At 70.7% G+C, this 14,595-nt stretch carries 11 protein-coding genes; all 11 read right to left on the bottom strand.

Going from position 1 to position 14,595, the window contains the following annotated elements:
- Window positions 1-152 precede the first annotated feature (152 nt).
- The 11 genes from pgi to uvrC all read right to left on the bottom strand — a co-directional run bounded on the left by pgi (window position 153) and on the right by uvrC (window position 14,460).
- Complete coding sequence (pgi, locus tag ACFXA3_RS14480; RefSeq protein WP_385186687.1) at window positions 153-1,808, bottom strand: glucose-6-phosphate isomerase; 1,656 nt, start codon at window positions 1,806-1,808, stop codon at window positions 153-155.
- 153 nt (window positions 1,809-1,961) lie between these two features.
- Window positions 1,962-2,297 (bottom strand): RNA polymerase-binding protein RbpA, encoded by a 336-nt coding sequence (locus ACFXA3_RS14475; protein ID WP_007263454.1) that lies wholly within the window; start codon window positions 2,295-2,297, stop codon window positions 1,962-1,964.
- A 187-nt stretch (window positions 2,298-2,484) separates the two neighbouring features.
- Window positions 2,485-2,706, bottom strand: coding sequence for a preprotein translocase subunit SecG (secG, locus tag ACFXA3_RS14470; RefSeq protein ID WP_054222744.1), 222 nt, complete (start codon window positions 2,704-2,706; stop codon window positions 2,485-2,487).
- A gap of 151 nt (window positions 2,707-2,857) precedes the next feature.
- Entirely contained in the window at window positions 2,858-3,634 is a 777-nt protein-coding gene (tpiA, locus tag ACFXA3_RS14465; protein ID WP_385186684.1) for a triose-phosphate isomerase, read from the bottom strand.
- Window positions 3,635-3,640: 6 nt separating this feature from the next.
- Window positions 3,641-4,852 carry a phosphoglycerate kinase gene (locus tag ACFXA3_RS14460; protein ID WP_385186681.1) on the bottom strand — a complete coding sequence of 404 codons (1,212 nt, stop codon included), beginning with the start codon at window positions 4,850-4,852 and terminating at the stop codon, window positions 3,641-3,643.
- Window positions 4,853-4,996: 144 nt separating this feature from the next.
- Complete coding sequence (gene gap, locus ACFXA3_RS14455) at window positions 4,997-6,004, bottom strand: type I glyceraldehyde-3-phosphate dehydrogenase (RefSeq protein ID WP_054222747.1); 1,008 nt, start codon at window positions 6,002-6,004, stop codon at window positions 4,997-4,999.
- Between the two features lie 231 nt (window positions 6,005-6,235).
- Window positions 6,236-9,187 carry a M14 family zinc carboxypeptidase gene (locus ACFXA3_RS14450; protein WP_385186678.1) on the bottom strand — a complete coding sequence of 984 codons (2,952 nt, stop codon included), beginning with the start codon at window positions 9,185-9,187 and terminating at the stop codon, window positions 6,236-6,238.
- Window positions 9,188-9,366: 179 nt separating this feature from the next.
- Entirely contained in the window at window positions 9,367-10,356 is a 990-nt protein-coding gene (whiA, locus tag ACFXA3_RS14445; RefSeq protein WP_385186675.1) for a DNA-binding protein WhiA, read from the bottom strand.
- A complete protein-coding gene (gene yvcK, locus ACFXA3_RS14440) occupies window positions 10,347-11,417 on the bottom strand; it encodes a uridine diphosphate-N-acetylglucosamine-binding protein YvcK (RefSeq protein ID WP_385186672.1) in 1,071 nt (356 codons plus the stop codon). Before yvcK ends, whiA begins: the two co-directional genes overlap by 10 nt.
- Window positions 11,414-12,409 (bottom strand): RNase adapter RapZ, encoded by a 996-nt coding sequence (gene rapZ / locus ACFXA3_RS14435; protein WP_385186669.1) that lies wholly within the window; start codon window positions 12,407-12,409, stop codon window positions 11,414-11,416. Before rapZ ends, yvcK begins: the two co-directional genes overlap by 4 nt.
- On the bottom strand, window positions 12,406-14,460 hold the full coding sequence (uvrC, locus tag ACFXA3_RS14430) for an excinuclease ABC subunit UvrC (protein ID WP_385186666.1): 2,055 nt from the start codon (window positions 14,458-14,460) through the stop codon (window positions 12,406-12,408). The genes rapZ and uvrC overlap by 4 nt, the downstream gene beginning before the upstream one ends.
- Window positions 14,461-14,595: the final 135 nt, after the last annotated feature.

The following is a 14,595-nucleotide window of genomic DNA, read 5'->3' as shown; positions in this document are numbered from 1 at the left end:
CGCCCGCGCTCAGACCCCGGGCGTGGGTCACGCCGCCGCGCGCCGGCCGGCGCGCGCCGCCCCGCGCCCACCCGCGGCCCCGCCCCGCCCGGCCGACGCGCCCCGCCCCGGGGGGGGAGAGCGGGCCCTTCGTCACGACCGGGCGGCGACGGTCAGCCGCGGCCGCGCAGCTCGCGGTAGGCGGCCACGAGGGCCTTCGACGAGGCGTCCAGGCCCGGGACTTCCGCCCCTTCCGTCAGGGCCGGTTCGACCCGCTTGGCGAGGACCTTGCCGAGCTCCACGCCCCACTGGTCGAAGGAGTCGATGTTCCACACCGCGCCCTGGACGAACACCTTGTGCTCGTACAGCGCGATCAGCTGGCCCAGCACCGCCGGGGTGAGGTCCTGCGCCAGGATCGTCGTGGTCGGGTGGTTGCCCTTGAAGGTCTTGTGCGGGACCAGCTGCTCCGGCACGCCCTCCGCACGCACCTCCTCCGGCGTCTTGCCGAAGGCCAGTGCCTGCGTCTGCGCGAAGAAGTTCGCCATCAGCAGGTCGTGCTGCGCGGCGAGCGCGGGCGACAGTTCGCCGACCGGGCGGGCGAAACCGATGAAGTCCGCCGGGATCACCTTCGTGCCCTGGTGGATCAACTGGTAGTACGCGTGCTGCCCGTTGGTGCCGGGCGTGCCCCACACCACGGGACCGGTCTGCCAGTCCACCGGCTTGCCGTCGCGGTCCACGGACTTGCCGTTGGACTCCATGTCCAGCTGCTGGAGGTACGCGGTGAACCGGGAGAGGTAGTGGCTGTACGGCAGGACCGCGTGCGACTGCGCGTCGGAGAACGCGCCGTACCAGATCCCCAACAGGCCCATCAGGAACGGTGCGTTCTGCTCCGGCGGAGCGGTGCGGAAGTGCTCGTCCATCGTGCGGAAGCCGCCGAGCAGCTCCCGGAAGGCGTCCGGGCCGATCGCGATCATCAGGGAGAGCCCGATCGCGGAGTCGAAGGAGTAGCGCCCGCCGACCCAGTCCCAGAACCCGAACATGTTGGCCGGGTCGATGCCGAACGCGGTGACCTTCTCCTCGTTGGTCGACAGCGCCACGAAGTGCCGGGCCACGGCCGCCGTGTCGCCGCCGAGGCCCGCCAGCAGCCACGCGCGCGCCGACTCGGCGTTGGTGATGGTCTCGATGGTCGTGAAGGTCTTGGAGGCGATGATGAACAGCGTCTCGGCGGGGTCCAGGTCGCGTACCGCCTCGTGCAGGTCGGCGCCGTCCACGTTGGACACGAACCGTACGGTCAGCGCGCGGTCGGTGAACGCGCGCAGCGCCTCGTACGCCATCGCCGGACCCAGGTCGGAGCCGCCGATGCCGATGTTGACCACGTTCGTGATGCGCCGGCCGGTGAAGCCGGTCCACTGCCCCGACCGGACCTGGTCGGAGAACGCCGCCATCTTGTCGAGGACCGCGTGCACGCCGGGGACGACGTTCTCGCCGTCCACCTCGACCACCGCGTCCCGCGGCGCGCGCAGCGCGGTGTGCAGGACCGCCCGGTCCTCCGTCGTGTTGATCTTCTCGCCGCGGAACATCGCCTCGCGCAGTTCGGCCACGCCCGTCGCCGCGGCCAGTTCCTGCAGCAACTCCAGCGTCTCGTCGGTCACGAGGTGCTTCGAGTAGTCGATGTACAGGTCCCCGACCCGCAGGGTGTAGCCGGTGCCCCGGTTCGGATCCGCCTCGAACAGCTCTCGCAGATGCGTCTGTCCCAGCTCTTCGCGGTGCTTGCCGAGTGCCAGCCACTCGGGCGTCCGATTGAGCCTCGTACGGCCGTCTGCATTCATAACGGACATCAACCCGTTTCTTCCGTCCTGTCGTGCCCCGCCGATCACCAACTTAAAGGATCGGAAGCGGCTCGACGTACGCAAAGGGGCCCGGCCCGCGGGAGAACAACTCCTGCGGGCCGGGCCCGATGTCACGCCTTCACCGTCGCGTCGTCAGATCTCGCCGCGGAGTTTGGCCAGCGCCTCGGCGAGGATCGCCTCGCCGTCGGCGTCCGTGCGCCGCTCCCGTACGTACGCCAGGTGCGTCTTGTAGGGCTCGGTGCGCGGCGGGGCCGGGGGGTTGTCCCGGTCCTGGCCGGCCGGGAACCCGCAGCGCGGGCAGTCCCAGGTGTCCGGCACCTGCGCGTCGCTGGCGAAGCTCGGCTGCGTCTCGTGCCCGTTCGAGCACCAGAAGGAGATGCGCAGGCGGGGCGCGGATTCGCCGCGCTCGGCCTCACCCATCGGCCCCGCTCCGACCCGACTGCCACGGATCGCGTTGCCACTTGCCACGGTCGTAACTCCCTGCGTGATGGTGCCGCGAAGCGTGAGTGGATTCCGCTGCGGGCGCCCCAGTCTACGTAAGGCCCAACGCACGTCCATCACATGGAGTTACTCACTCCGCGCCGCGGACGCCGTCCTCATGATAGGCGGGGTGGAGCCGACCGGACCGGCGGAATGGCCAGAACCGTCGGGTTCCCTACTTCATCAGGATGCCGAGCGCCATGATGCAGGCGAACCAGAGGAGGCCGACCACGACGGTGATGCGGTCCAGGTTGCGCTCGGCCACCGAGGAGCCGCCGACCGACGACTGCATGCCGCCGCCGAACATGTCGGAAAGGCCGCCGCCCTTGCCCTTGTGCATCAGCACGAGCAGCATCAGCAGGGCGCTGAAGACGATCAGGGCGATCGAGAACCCCATAATCACGGCTGATTCCTACTTTCTGGCTTTTCTGGCTTTCCGGCTCTGCTGGATGTGCGCGGGGGCCAGTGGCTGGTGGTTCAGCCTCCTGGCCCCCGCAAGGGTACGACGGATCCGTCCTACCGCCTACTCGCTGCGACGATCACGCAGGTCACTGGTCGCGGAACCGGACGATCTTCACGAACTCGTCCGCGTCCAGCGCCGCGCCGCCGATCAGCGCGCCGTCGACGTCGGGCTGGGCCATGATCGCCGCGATGTTGCCGGACTTCACGGAGCCGCCGTACTGGATGCGGACCTTGTCGGCCAGCTCCTGGGAGTACAGCTCGGCGAGGCGGGTGCGGATCGCCCCGCAGACCTCCTGCGCGTCCTCGGGGGTGGCGACCTCGCCGGTCCCGATCGCCCAGACGGGCTCGTAGGCGATCACGATGGACTCGACCTGCTCGGCCGGGACGTCCTTGAGGCCGCCGTCGACCTGGGCGAGGGTGTGCGGGACCTGCTGTCCGGCCTTGCGGACGTCGAGGCCCTCGCCGACGCACAGGATCGGGGTGATCCCGTTCGCGTAGGCGGCCTTGACCTTGGCGTTGCAGAGCTCGTCGGTCTCGCCGTGGTACTGGCGGCGCTCGCTGTGGCCGACGGCCACGTACGTGCACTTCAGCTTCGCGAGCATGGAGCCGGAGATCTCACCGGTGTAGGCGCCCGAGTCGTGCGCCGAGATGTCCTGGGCGCCGTACTTGATCTTCAGCTTGTCGCCGTCGACCAGGGTCTGGACCGAGCGCAGGTCGACGAAGGGCGGCAGGACCGCGACCTCGACGGCGTCGTAGTCCTTGTCGGCGAGCGCGAAGGCGAGCTTCTGGACGTGCGCGATGGCCTCGAGGTGGTTGAGGTTCATCTTCCAGTTGCCCGCCATCAGCGGGGTACGCGTGGTCATACGGGTTCAGACCTCCAGTGCGGCGAGGCCGGGGAGCGTCTTGCCCTCGAGGTATTCGAGGGAGGCGCCGCCACCGGTCGAGATGTGACCGAAAGCGTTCTCGTCGAAGCCGAGCGTGCGCACGGCCGCGGCGGAGTCGCCGCCGCCGACCACGGTGAACGCGTCGCTGTCGACGAGGGCCTGCGCGATGGCGCGGGTGCCTCCGGCGTAGTCGGGGTGCTCGAAGACGCCCACGGGACCGTTCCAGAAGACGGTCTCCGCGTCGGCGATCTTCGAGGCGTACAGCTCACGGGTCTTGGGACCGATGTCCAGACCCTCCTTGTCGGCGGGGATCGCGTCCGCGTCGACGGTGATGAACTCGGCGGGGGTCTTGCCCTTGAGGTCGGGGAAGTCCGCCGAGGCCAGGATGTCGACCGGGAGGACCAGCTCGACGCCGTTCTTCTCGGCGCGCGCCATGTACTCCTTGACGACGTCCACCTGGTCCTTCTGGAGCAGGGAGATGCCGACCTCGTAGCCCTTGGCGTAGAGGAAGGTGTACGCCATGCCGCCGCCGATGAGGATGCGGTCGGCCTTGCCGAGCAGCTGGTCGATGACGGCCAGCTTGTCGGAGACCTTGGCGCCGCCGAGGACGACCACGTAGGGGCGCTTGACGTCGGCGGTCAGCTTCTTCAGGACGCCGACCTCGGTGGCGATCAGGTCGCCGGCCGCGTTCGGGAGGCGGGCGGGCAGGTCGAAGACCGAGGCGTGCTTGCGGTGCACGGCGCCGAAGCCGTCGCCGACGTAGACGTCGGCGAGCTCGGCGAGCCGGTCCGCGAAGGCGCCGCGCTCGGCGTCGTCCTTGGAGGTCTCGCCGGCGTTGAAGCGCAGGTTCTCGATGACGGCGACCTGGCCGTCGGCGAGGGCGGCGACGGTCTCCTCGGCGGAGGATCCGACGGTGTCGGTGGCGAACGCGACGTCCGCACCGAGCAGTTCACCGAGTCGCTTGGCGGCCGGAGCGAGCGAGAAGGCCGGGTCCGGGGCGCCCTTGGGGCGGCCCAGGTGCGAGGCGACGACCACGCGGGCGCCGGCTGCGGCGAGCTTCGCGATGGTCGGCTGCACGGCGCGGATGCGACCGTCGTCGGTGATCGTGTCGCCCGAGAGCGGCACGTTGAGGTCGGCGCGGACGAAGACCCGCTTGCCGGCGACGCCTTCGGCGAGCAGTTCGTCGATCGTCTTCATGTGTTTCTACTCCTTATCCCCATACACGGGTTCTGCCGGTGCGGGGCCGATCGGTCGAGGCAAACGACAGGGCCCGTACAGCGCTCCATCGCGCTGACCGGACCCTGCGTTCACGTCGTGGTGCCTAGCCCTGCTACCTGAGACTTAGAGCTGACCGCCGACGAAGACGGTCAGGTCGACGAGGCGGTTGGAGTAGCCCCACTCGTTGTCGTACCAGCCGACGACCTTGACCTGCGTCCCGTCCTGAACCATGGTCAGGGAGGAGTCGAAGGTGCAGGAAGCGGGCCAGTTCACGATGTCGGAGGAGACGATCGCGTCCTCGGTGTAGTCGAGGATGCCCTTGAGCTGACCCTCGGCGGCCTTCTGGAAGGCGGCGTTGATCTCTTCCTTGGTGGTCTCACGGGAGAGCTCCAGGACGAGGTCGGTGACCGAGCCGGTCGGGACCGGGACGCGCATGGCGATGCCGTCCAGCTTGCCCTTCAGCTGCGGGAGGACCAGCGCGGTCGCCTTGGCGGCGCCCGTCGAGGTCGGGATGATGTTCTCGGCGGCGGCACGGGCGCGGCGCAGGTCCGAGTGCGGGAAGTCCAGGATGCGCTGGTCGTTCGTGTACGCGTGGACCGTCGTCATCATGCCCTTGACGATGCCGAAGTTCTCGTCGAGGACCTTGGCCATCGGCGCCACGCAGTTGGTGGTGCAGGAGGCGTTGGAGATGACGTGGTGGTTGGCGGCGTCGTACTTGTCCTGGTTGACGCCCATCACGATGGTGATGTCCTCGTCCTTGGCCGGAGCCGAGATGAGGACCTTCTTCGCGCCCGCGGCGATGTGCTTGGCGGCGTCGGCCTTCTTCGTGAAGATGCCGGTCGACTCGATGACGATGTCGGCACCGAGCTCGCCCCAGGGCAGGTTCGCGGGGTCGCGCTCGGCAAAGGTCTTGAAGGTCTTGCCGTCGACGGTGATGCTGTCGTCGGTGTGGGAGACCTCGGCCTTGAGGCGTCCCAGGATGGTGTCGTACTTGAGAAGGTGCACCAGGGTCGCGTTGTCAGTCAGGTCGTTGACACCGACGATCTCGATGTCCGCTCCCTGCTCAAGGAGCGCCCGGAAGTAGTTGCGGCCAATTCGGCCAAAACCGTTGATGCCTACGCGGATCGTCACGAACCGATCTCCTCGTTGGTGCGCCGGCCTGTCCCGCCGGCGAGCTGTATGGGATGTCCCCGACCGCTTACGACCCTACCTCTCCGTGAGCTTTTGAGTGACATCGGCCGGGACCTGACATTCCCCCTGTCACAGGGGGGACCGCCGCCGGGGACCCGCACCGTGCGCTCCGGTACGGGGCCCGGGGACCGCGGCCCCGTCACTCAGGGTGAGCGGCGGGGGCGTCGTCGATCAGCGGTGCAGCGAGCGGAGGGCCTTACCGACGAGTACGGCTCGGTCCGCCGCCGCCGGCAGGTGTTCCAGGCCGAAACCGAGGAGCACCGTGTTACGCGTAGTGACCGACGCGTAGGACTTGAACAGCTCCCCGGACCGGGTCCAGTCGCCCGGGACCACGGGGCTTCCGGCCGGGGCGCCCTGGGCGGTCCAGACCCCCAGCGAGCTCTCGAACCCCTCCACGGCCTGGTCGGCCCCGCCGACGGAGACGCGCGCGTCGTCCGCGAACAGGCCGCGGCCGCCGGAGCCTCCGTCCGAGACGTACGAGAGGGAGACCTCGACGGTCTTGCCCGCGTACGCGCTCAGGTCGAAGGTGACCTGCTTCCAGCCGTCGGACGAGCCGGTGAAGCTGTTCCACCGGCCGCTGGTGCCGCTCGCGGTGCAGCCCGCGCTGTCGAGGGTGAGGTAGTGCTTCAGGAACGGGTGGCCGTTGACGTAGAACCCGGCCTCGCACTCCGTCGGCACGGTGGTGCCGGTCAGGCCGCCCGCCTCGGGCAGCGTGGTCCAGTCCTCCGCGCCGGCCGTGTGCGCCTCCAGGATGGCGTGGTCGTAGCCGGGCTCGGTGTTCCAGTTGAGGGCCATCTTGAGCTGCGGCCTGTCGGCGGCGGTGACCTTGGTCAGGTCGACCGTGCGGGTCAGCCGCTTCCACTCGTCGTCCTCGTGGGTGGCCGCGGCCATCCACGCGCCGGTGTAGGGGGCGTACGGGTTCACGACCCCGGCGTACTGGCCCGCCTGCGCGCTCTTGAACTGCGGGAACTGCGCCGCGGGCAGGGAGTCGGAGGTGACCGCGTAGGACCCGGGGGCGTTGAACGGGTTGCCCGCCGCGTCGGCCAGTCCGCCCTTGGCGCCGGCGAGGGCGCCCGTGCCGGTGAAGCCGGTGGCGCCGCGGGCGCTCGTACGGCTGTAGGCGCCGAGGTAGTACTGGCTGAAGTCGTCCGTCACGGCGCGGCCGACCTGGGCGTTGCCGCCCGCGAGTTCACCGGCCTCGATCAGCTTGCCGCCCTCGTTGAGGAAGTCGCGCACGGCGAGCTGGGTGTCACCGCCGGGGGTCTTGGCTCCGGTGTAGTGGACGGCCGTGCGGAAGTGGGAGAGCACGCCGAGAGGGTGCGGGGCGCCCTGCGCGGCCACGTCCCAGACCGCCGCGGACCTGCCGTTGGCGCGCAGGGCGTCGACGTACTCCTGCGCGTGCTGGGCCGGGGCGCCCTCTTCCGCGATCACCAGCACGTCGGCGCGGGGCCGCTGGGCCACCGTGTACGTGAAGCGCTCGCTGGAGACCTGCCGGGAGCCGTCGCGTCCGGTGAACCAGACCTCGACCTTGTCGCCCGGCCTGGTGCCGTCCACCTGGGCCCGGTACTCGTCGAACCAGTTGTTGTCGTCGCCGCCGTAGACGTCGCCGCCCTTCCAGGCCCTGAGCCCGTCGTCGTGCGTGCGGCCGCCGTTGACGCGGAACTTGAGCTGCTTGTCCTTCAGCGCCTTGCGGGCCGTGACGGAGACGGTCTGGTCCTCGCCCTTGGCCGCGTAGGAGGTGGTGAAGGGGTCCGGGGTGAAGTCCGCGGCGCTCAGGCCCACGGAGGACTTCGGCTGGTCCGGGCGGGCGGCGCTCTCACCGACGGCGAGGGCGAAGGGGACGTTCTTCGCGAACTCCGCCTGGATGAGCTTCTCGTCGTCCGGGAAGTTGAAGCCGGACTGGCAGTCCTCGGGCTTCCACCGGTCGTTGGGGTCGCTCGCGGAGGCCGTCTGGCAGGTGGTCATCTCCGGCGTGAACATCATGACGCCGTTGACGTTCGCGGCGTGGCCGTCCGCCTCGCCGTTGGTGGTGTAGAGCTCGGAGGAGATCTGCGGGTAGTAGCCCGGGATCGCGGAGTTCTCCGGGGTGCCGGCGAGCGCCTTGTAGGCGACGTCGTCCGGGGTCGGGGTGGCCACCTGCCAGCCCACGCCGTAGAGCAGCAGCTCGGACGCGGAGTGGTAGTTGATGGCGTACCGGAAGCCGATGCGCTTCTCGAACGCGTCGAGGGCGACGGTCTCCGGCTCGGAGGAGGCCTTGGGCCCGCGGTAGGTCTCGCTCGACTGGTTGGGCGAGGAACCCTCGTTGTCGTAGCCCCACTTGTAGGCGAAGTTCCGGTTGAGGTCGACGCCGTCGCCGGTGGTGATCTTCCCGTCGCCGTTGTTGTCGCGCAGGTTCTTGCGCCACAGCCGGTCGCCGTCGGGTGCGTGCGTGTAGTCGTACCCGTCCGGGTTGGCGGACAGCAGGAACCACAGCTCGGTGGAGTCCACGAGCTTGGTGATCCGCTGGTCCTTGCCGTAATTGTCGAGGGTGTGGTGCATCAGCCGCCGGGTCATCTCCGGGGTGATCCACTCGCGGGCGTGCTGGTTGGACATGTAGAGCACGGAGGGCTTGGCGCCGTCCTTGGTGGTGCGGGCGTTCTTCGTGACCTTCAGGGCGAGGATGTCCTTGCCCTGGACGGTCTTGCCGATGGACACCACCTTGGCGAGGCCGGGGCTGGCCTGGGCGGTCTTGAGGATCTCCTCCTGGAGCCCGCCCTTGCCGCTGTAGGGGCGGAACACCCCGTCGCCGACGGCCTGGGAGCGGGCCGCGCTCGCCGGGACCCTGTGCTCGGCGATCTTGACGCCCTGGCCGGCGAGCTCCTTCGCCTGCCCGCCGGTGAGGAACAGCTCGACCTTGGCGGTCCCGCTCTCGGGGGCGCGTTCGGTGAGCTCGTGGGCGTCCTGGCCCGCGGCGAGGAGGAGCGGGATCTGCTCCTTGGTGACGTCCGCGTCGTAGACCCGTACCTCGTCGGCGCCGGGTGCGGCGTCCGCTGCGGGGTGGGCGTGAGCCGCCGGGAGGGCGGCCAGTGTGGTTCCGAAGACGAGTGCGCTTGCGGCGAGGATCGATCTCGCGCGGTGCCTCATGTGCCCCCCTGGGCGTCGTCTGCCACGAAAGCGTTCGGACGACAGGCTCACGATCAGGCGATGCTCATGTCAATGGGGCGTGTCTCAAAGGGGCCCGCACGGGTGAGGTGCGGGCCCCTTTGAGAGTACGGCCGGGCGTACCGGGGACGTACGGGCGCGAGCCGGCCGGCCGTCGCGAGCTAGCCGACCATGTTGTCGGCCAGGTCCTCGCTGAGGTTCGACTCGGTACCCGGGATGCCGAGGTCCTGCGCCCGCTTGTCGGCCATCGCCAGCAGGCGGCGGATGCGGCCCGCGACCGCGTCCTTCGTCAGCGGCGGGTCGGCGAGCGCGCCCAGCTCCTCCAGGGAGGCCTGCTTGTGCTCCATGCGCAGCCGGCCGGCCGCGGCGAGGTGTTCGGGCACCTCTTCGCCGAGGATCTCCAGGGCTCGCTGGACCCGGGCGCCGGCGGCCACCGCGGCCCGCGCCGAGCGGCGCAGGTTGGCGTCGTCGAAGTTGGCGAGGCGGTTGGCGGTGGCGCGCACCTCGCGCCGCATCCGCCGCTCCTCCCACGCCAGTACCGACTCGTGGGCGCCGAGCCGGGTCAGCAGGGCACCGATCGCGTCGCCGTCGCGGACCACGACGCGGTCCACCCCGCGGACCTCGCGCGCCTTGGCGGCGATGGACAGCCGACGGGCGGCGCCCACCAGGGCCAGGGCGGCCTCCGGACCGGGGCAGGTCACCTCCAGGGAGGAGGACCGGCCCGGCTCGGTGAGCGAACCGTGGGCCAGGAAGGCGCCGCGCCAGGCCGCCTCCGCGTCACAGGTGGCCCCGGAGACCACCTGCGGGGGAAGACCCCGGATGGGGCGGCCGCGGCCGTCCACGAGGCCCGTCTGGCGCGCCAGCTGGTCGCCGCCGGCCACGACCCGGACGACGTACCGGCTGCCGCGGCGCAGCCCGCCGGGAGCCATGACGACGAGGTCCGAGGAATGGCCGAAGATCTCCAGGATGTCCTTGCGCAGGCGCCGGGCAGCGATCCCGGTGTCCAGCTCCGCCTCGATGACGATCCGCCCGCTCACCAGGTGCAGCCCGCCCGCGAACCGAAGAATCGCCGAGACCTCCGCCTTCCTGCAGCAGGTCCGGGTGACGGGGAGCCGGGAGATCTCATCCTTCACCGCTGGCGTCATCGCCATGGGCCGATCCTTCCATGCATCCGAAAAATACGGTCGTACGCGGCGGCGAGCAGCTCCGGGTCGTGCTTCGGAGAGCCGTCTTCCCTGGCCACCGGCGCCAGCTCGACCGCGGCACCGAACCGTTTTGCGGCATCGGCGAGGGAGTCGCGGTCGGGCACGGCGGCCTCGTCGGCCAGCACCACGTCCAGGGCGAGTTTAGGGGCGTGTCGGGCCAAAACCTCCAAATGACGCTGCGGAGAGAAGCCCTCTGTTTCGCCCGGCTGCGGCGCGAGGTTCAGCGAGAGGACCCGCCGGGCCTTGGTCTCGATCAGCGCGTCGAGCAGTTCCGGCACCAGCAGGTGCGGGATCACGGAGGAGAACCACGATCCCGGGCCGAGCACCACCCAGTCGGCGTCCAGGACCGCGGCGACGGCCTCCGGCACGGCCGGCGGATCGCCGGGCACGACCTGTACGGAGAGCACCTCGCCGGGGGTGGTGGCCACCGTGGCCTGCCCCCGGACGGTGTCGACCTCGCCCGGGCGGGTCTGGTCGTGGCCGCGGACCAGCGCCTGGAGCTCCAGCGGGACCGCCGACATCGGCAGCACCCTGCCCTGTGCACCCAGCAGCCTGCCGACCAGGTCGAGGGCCTGGACGGGGTCGCCGAGCTGTTCCCACAGGGCCACGATCAGCAGGTTGCCGACCGCGTGCCCGTGCAGGTCGCCCTCGGACTGGAAGCGGTGCTGGATCACCCGGGCCCAGGTCTGGCCCCAGTCGTCGTCCCCGCACAGCGCGGCCAGCGCCTTGCGCAGGTCGCCGGGCGGCAGCACGCCGAGCTCCTCCCGGAGCCGGCCGCTGGAGCCGCCGTCGTCGGCGACGGTGACGACGGCGGTGAGCTCGCCGGTGATCCGACGCAGTGCCGCCAGGGAGGCCGACAGGCCCATGCCGCCGCCGAGCGCGACGACCTTGGGTGCGACCACCTTGGGGGCTGCGCCGCGGCGCAGCCCGGTGCGGCCGGCGCCGTCCTCGCCCCGCCCCGAGGTGAGGCGGCGCAGGCGGCGCAGCCGCAGGGTGCGTCCGGTCACTCGCGCCCCATGTCCCGGTGGACTACGACGGTCTCGACTCCCTCGGAGGCGAGGCGGGCAGCGAGCTTCTCGGACATGGCGACGCTGCGGTGCTTGCCGCCGGTGCAGCCGACCGCGATGGTCACGTACCGCTTGCCCTCGCGGCGGTAGCCGGTGGCGATGAGCTGGAGCAGCTCGGTGTAGCGGTCGAGGAACTCCTTGGCGCCGGGCTGGCTGAAGACGTAGCCCGACACCTCCGGGTTGAGGCCCGTGAAGGGGCGCAGCTCGGGGACCCAGTGCGGGTTGGGGATGAAGCGGCAGTCGACGACGAGGTCGGCGTCGACGGGCAGGCCGTACTTGTAGCCGAAGGACATCACGGTCGCCCGCAGCTCGGGCTCCTCGTCGCCCGCGAACTGGGCGTCCATCTTCGCGCGCAGCTCGTGCACGTTCAGGCTGGAGGTGTCGATGACCAGGTCGGCGTCGCCGCGCAGCTCGCGCAGCAGGTCGCGCTCGGCGGCGATGCCGTCGGTGATGCGCCCGTCGCCCTGGAGGGGGTGCGGGCGGCGGACCGACTCGAAACGGCGGACCAGCGCGTCGTCGGAGGACTCCAGGAAGACGATGCGCCGGGTGACGCCCTTGCTGTCGAGGTCGGCCAGGGACTCGCGCAGGGCGTCGAAGAACTGGCGGCCGCGGACGTCGACGACGACGGCGATGCGCGCCACGTTGCCCTGCGAGCGGGCGCCGAGCTCCACCATGGTGGGGATCAGTGCCGGCGGGAGGTTGTCGACGACGAACCAGCCGAGGTCCTCCAGACACTTGGCCGCCGTACTGCGGCCGGCCCCGGACATGCCGGAGATGATCACCAGCTCGGGGATGGCCGCCTCGGCGGCATCTCCGGGCTCCGCTGTCGTGCCGGTACTCACCTGTGCTCCGTCTCGGTCGTGCTCGGTCGTGTGCTCGGTCGTGTGCTCGGTCGTCTGCTCGGTCGTCTGGTCGGTCTCGCGCTCGGTCATTGCTCGGGCCCCCGTTCGGACGATGTCCCCCGGCCCGCGCCGGGGGGTGCCCCCACCGGTGGGGCGGGGTACTCATCCTCAATGATCTCTCCTGTCGCCGTATTGACGGCAGGACCAGCGGGAACCGACCGGGCGAGGGCCGCGGCCACGGTCTCGGCCGTCTTGCGGCCTATGCCCGGGACCTCGCAGATCTGGTCGATTGTCGCCTGTCTCAGCTTCTTCACCGAACCGAAGTGCTTGACCAGGGCCTGCCTGCGGCTTTCCCCGAGCCCGGGCACCTCGTCGAGCGGGCCGGCCTTGAGCCGCTTCCCGCGCTTGCTCCGCTGGTACTGGATGGCGAACCGGTGGGCTTCGTCACGGACCCGCTGGAGCAGGTACAGCCCCTCGCTGGTGCGGGGCAGCACGACCGGGTCGTCCTCGCCGGGCAGCCAGACCTCCTCCAGGCGCTTGGCCAGCCCGCACACGGCCACGTCGTCGATGCCGAGCTCCGCCAGCGCCCGCTGGGCGGCGGCCACCTGCGGCTGCCCGCCGTCGACCACCACGAGCTGCGGCGGGTACGCGAACCGCTTGGGCCGCCCGTCGTCCTCCGCGAGGGGGTGCCCGCCGTCCTGTGCGTCCTGTGCGTCCTCCGGGGACCACTCCCCCGTCTTCAGCTTCTCCTGGAGGTAGCGGCGGAAGCGCCGCGAGACCACCTCGTGCATGGACCGGACGTCGTCCTGCCCCTCGAAGGACTTGATCTGGAAGCGCCGGTACTCGCTCTTCCTGGCCAGTCCGTCCTCGAAGACGACCATCGAGGCCACCACGTCGTCGCCCTGGAGGTGCGAGATGTCGAAGCACTCGATGCGCAGCGGCGCGCCGTCCAGGCCGAGGGCCTCGGCGATCTCCTCCAGGGCCCGGGAGCGGGTGGTGAGGTCGCCGGCGCGCTTGGTCTTGTGCAGGGCCAGGGACTGCTGCGCGTTGCGGTGGACGGTCTCCATCAGGGCCTTCTTGTCCCCGCGCTGCGGGATGCGCAGGCTGACGAGGGAGCCGCGCCGCTCGGCCAGCCACTGGCTCAGCGCGGGCGTGTCCTCGGGCAGGGCCGGGACCAGCACCTCCTTGGGGACGGCCTCGCCCTTCTCCTCCCCGTACAGCTGCTGGAGGGCGTGCTCGACGAGTCCGGCGGTGTCGACGGCCTCCACCTTGTCGGTGACCCAGCCGCGCTGGCCGCGCACGCGCCCGCCGCGGACGTGGAAGATCTGCACGGCGGCTTCGAGCTCGTCCTCGGCGACCGCGATCAGGTCGGCGTCGGTGGCGTCGGCGAGGACGACGGCGTTCTTCTCCATGGCCCGGCGCAGGGCCCCCATGTCGTCACGCAGCCGGGCGGCCTTCTCGTACTCCATCTCCTCGGCGGCCTCGTGCATCTGCTGCTCCAGCCGGGACAGGTACGCCCCCGTCCGCCCGGCCATGAAGTCGCAGAAGTCCTCGGCCAGTTCGCGGTGCTCCTCGGGGGTGACCCGGCCGACGCAGGGTGCGGAGCACTTGCCGATGTAGCCGAGCAGGCAGGGCCGGCCGATCTGCGCGGACCGCTTGAACACCCCGGCGGAGCAGGTGCGCACGGGGAACACCCGCAGCATGAGGTCGACGGTCTCGCGGATCGCCCAGGCGTGCCCGTACGGACCGAAGTAGCGCACGCCCTTCTTCTTGGGCCCGCGCATCACCTGGACCCGCGGATACTCCTCGTTCATCGTCACGGCGAGGGAGGGGTAGCTCTTGTCGTCCCGGTACTTGACGTTGAACCGGGGGTCGTACTCCTTGATCCAGGAGTATTCGAGCTGGAGCGCCTCGACCTCGGTGGAGACGACCGTCCACTCGACGGAGGCGGCCGTGGTCACCATGGTGGCCGTACGGGGGTGCAGGCCGGCGATGTCCTGGAAGTAGCTGGCCAGGCGTTGGCGCAGGCTCTTGGCCTTCCCGACGTAGATCACCCGGCGGTGCTCGTCGCGGAATCGGTACACCCCCGGGGAGTCCGGGATCTGCCCCGGCGCGGGACGGTAACTGGAAGGGTCGGCCATGCCAACACCCTACTGGCGGGGGCCGACAACGAACCCCCGCCATCCCCCTCCCCGGGGTTTCCCCCGGCCCCGGGGCCCAGCCGCTCCGGCGCCGCCCGCGTCCGGGGCGCGGGGGTCCGCGGCCCGCCCCGGCAC

Source organism: Streptomyces sp. NPDC059456, assembly GCF_042750055.1.
Taxonomy (GTDB): Bacteria; Actinomycetota; Actinomycetes; order Streptomycetales; family Streptomycetaceae; genus Streptomyces.
The sequence above is the reverse complement of the archived record's forward strand: the minus strand, read 5'-3'. Positions and strand labels throughout refer to the sequence as shown.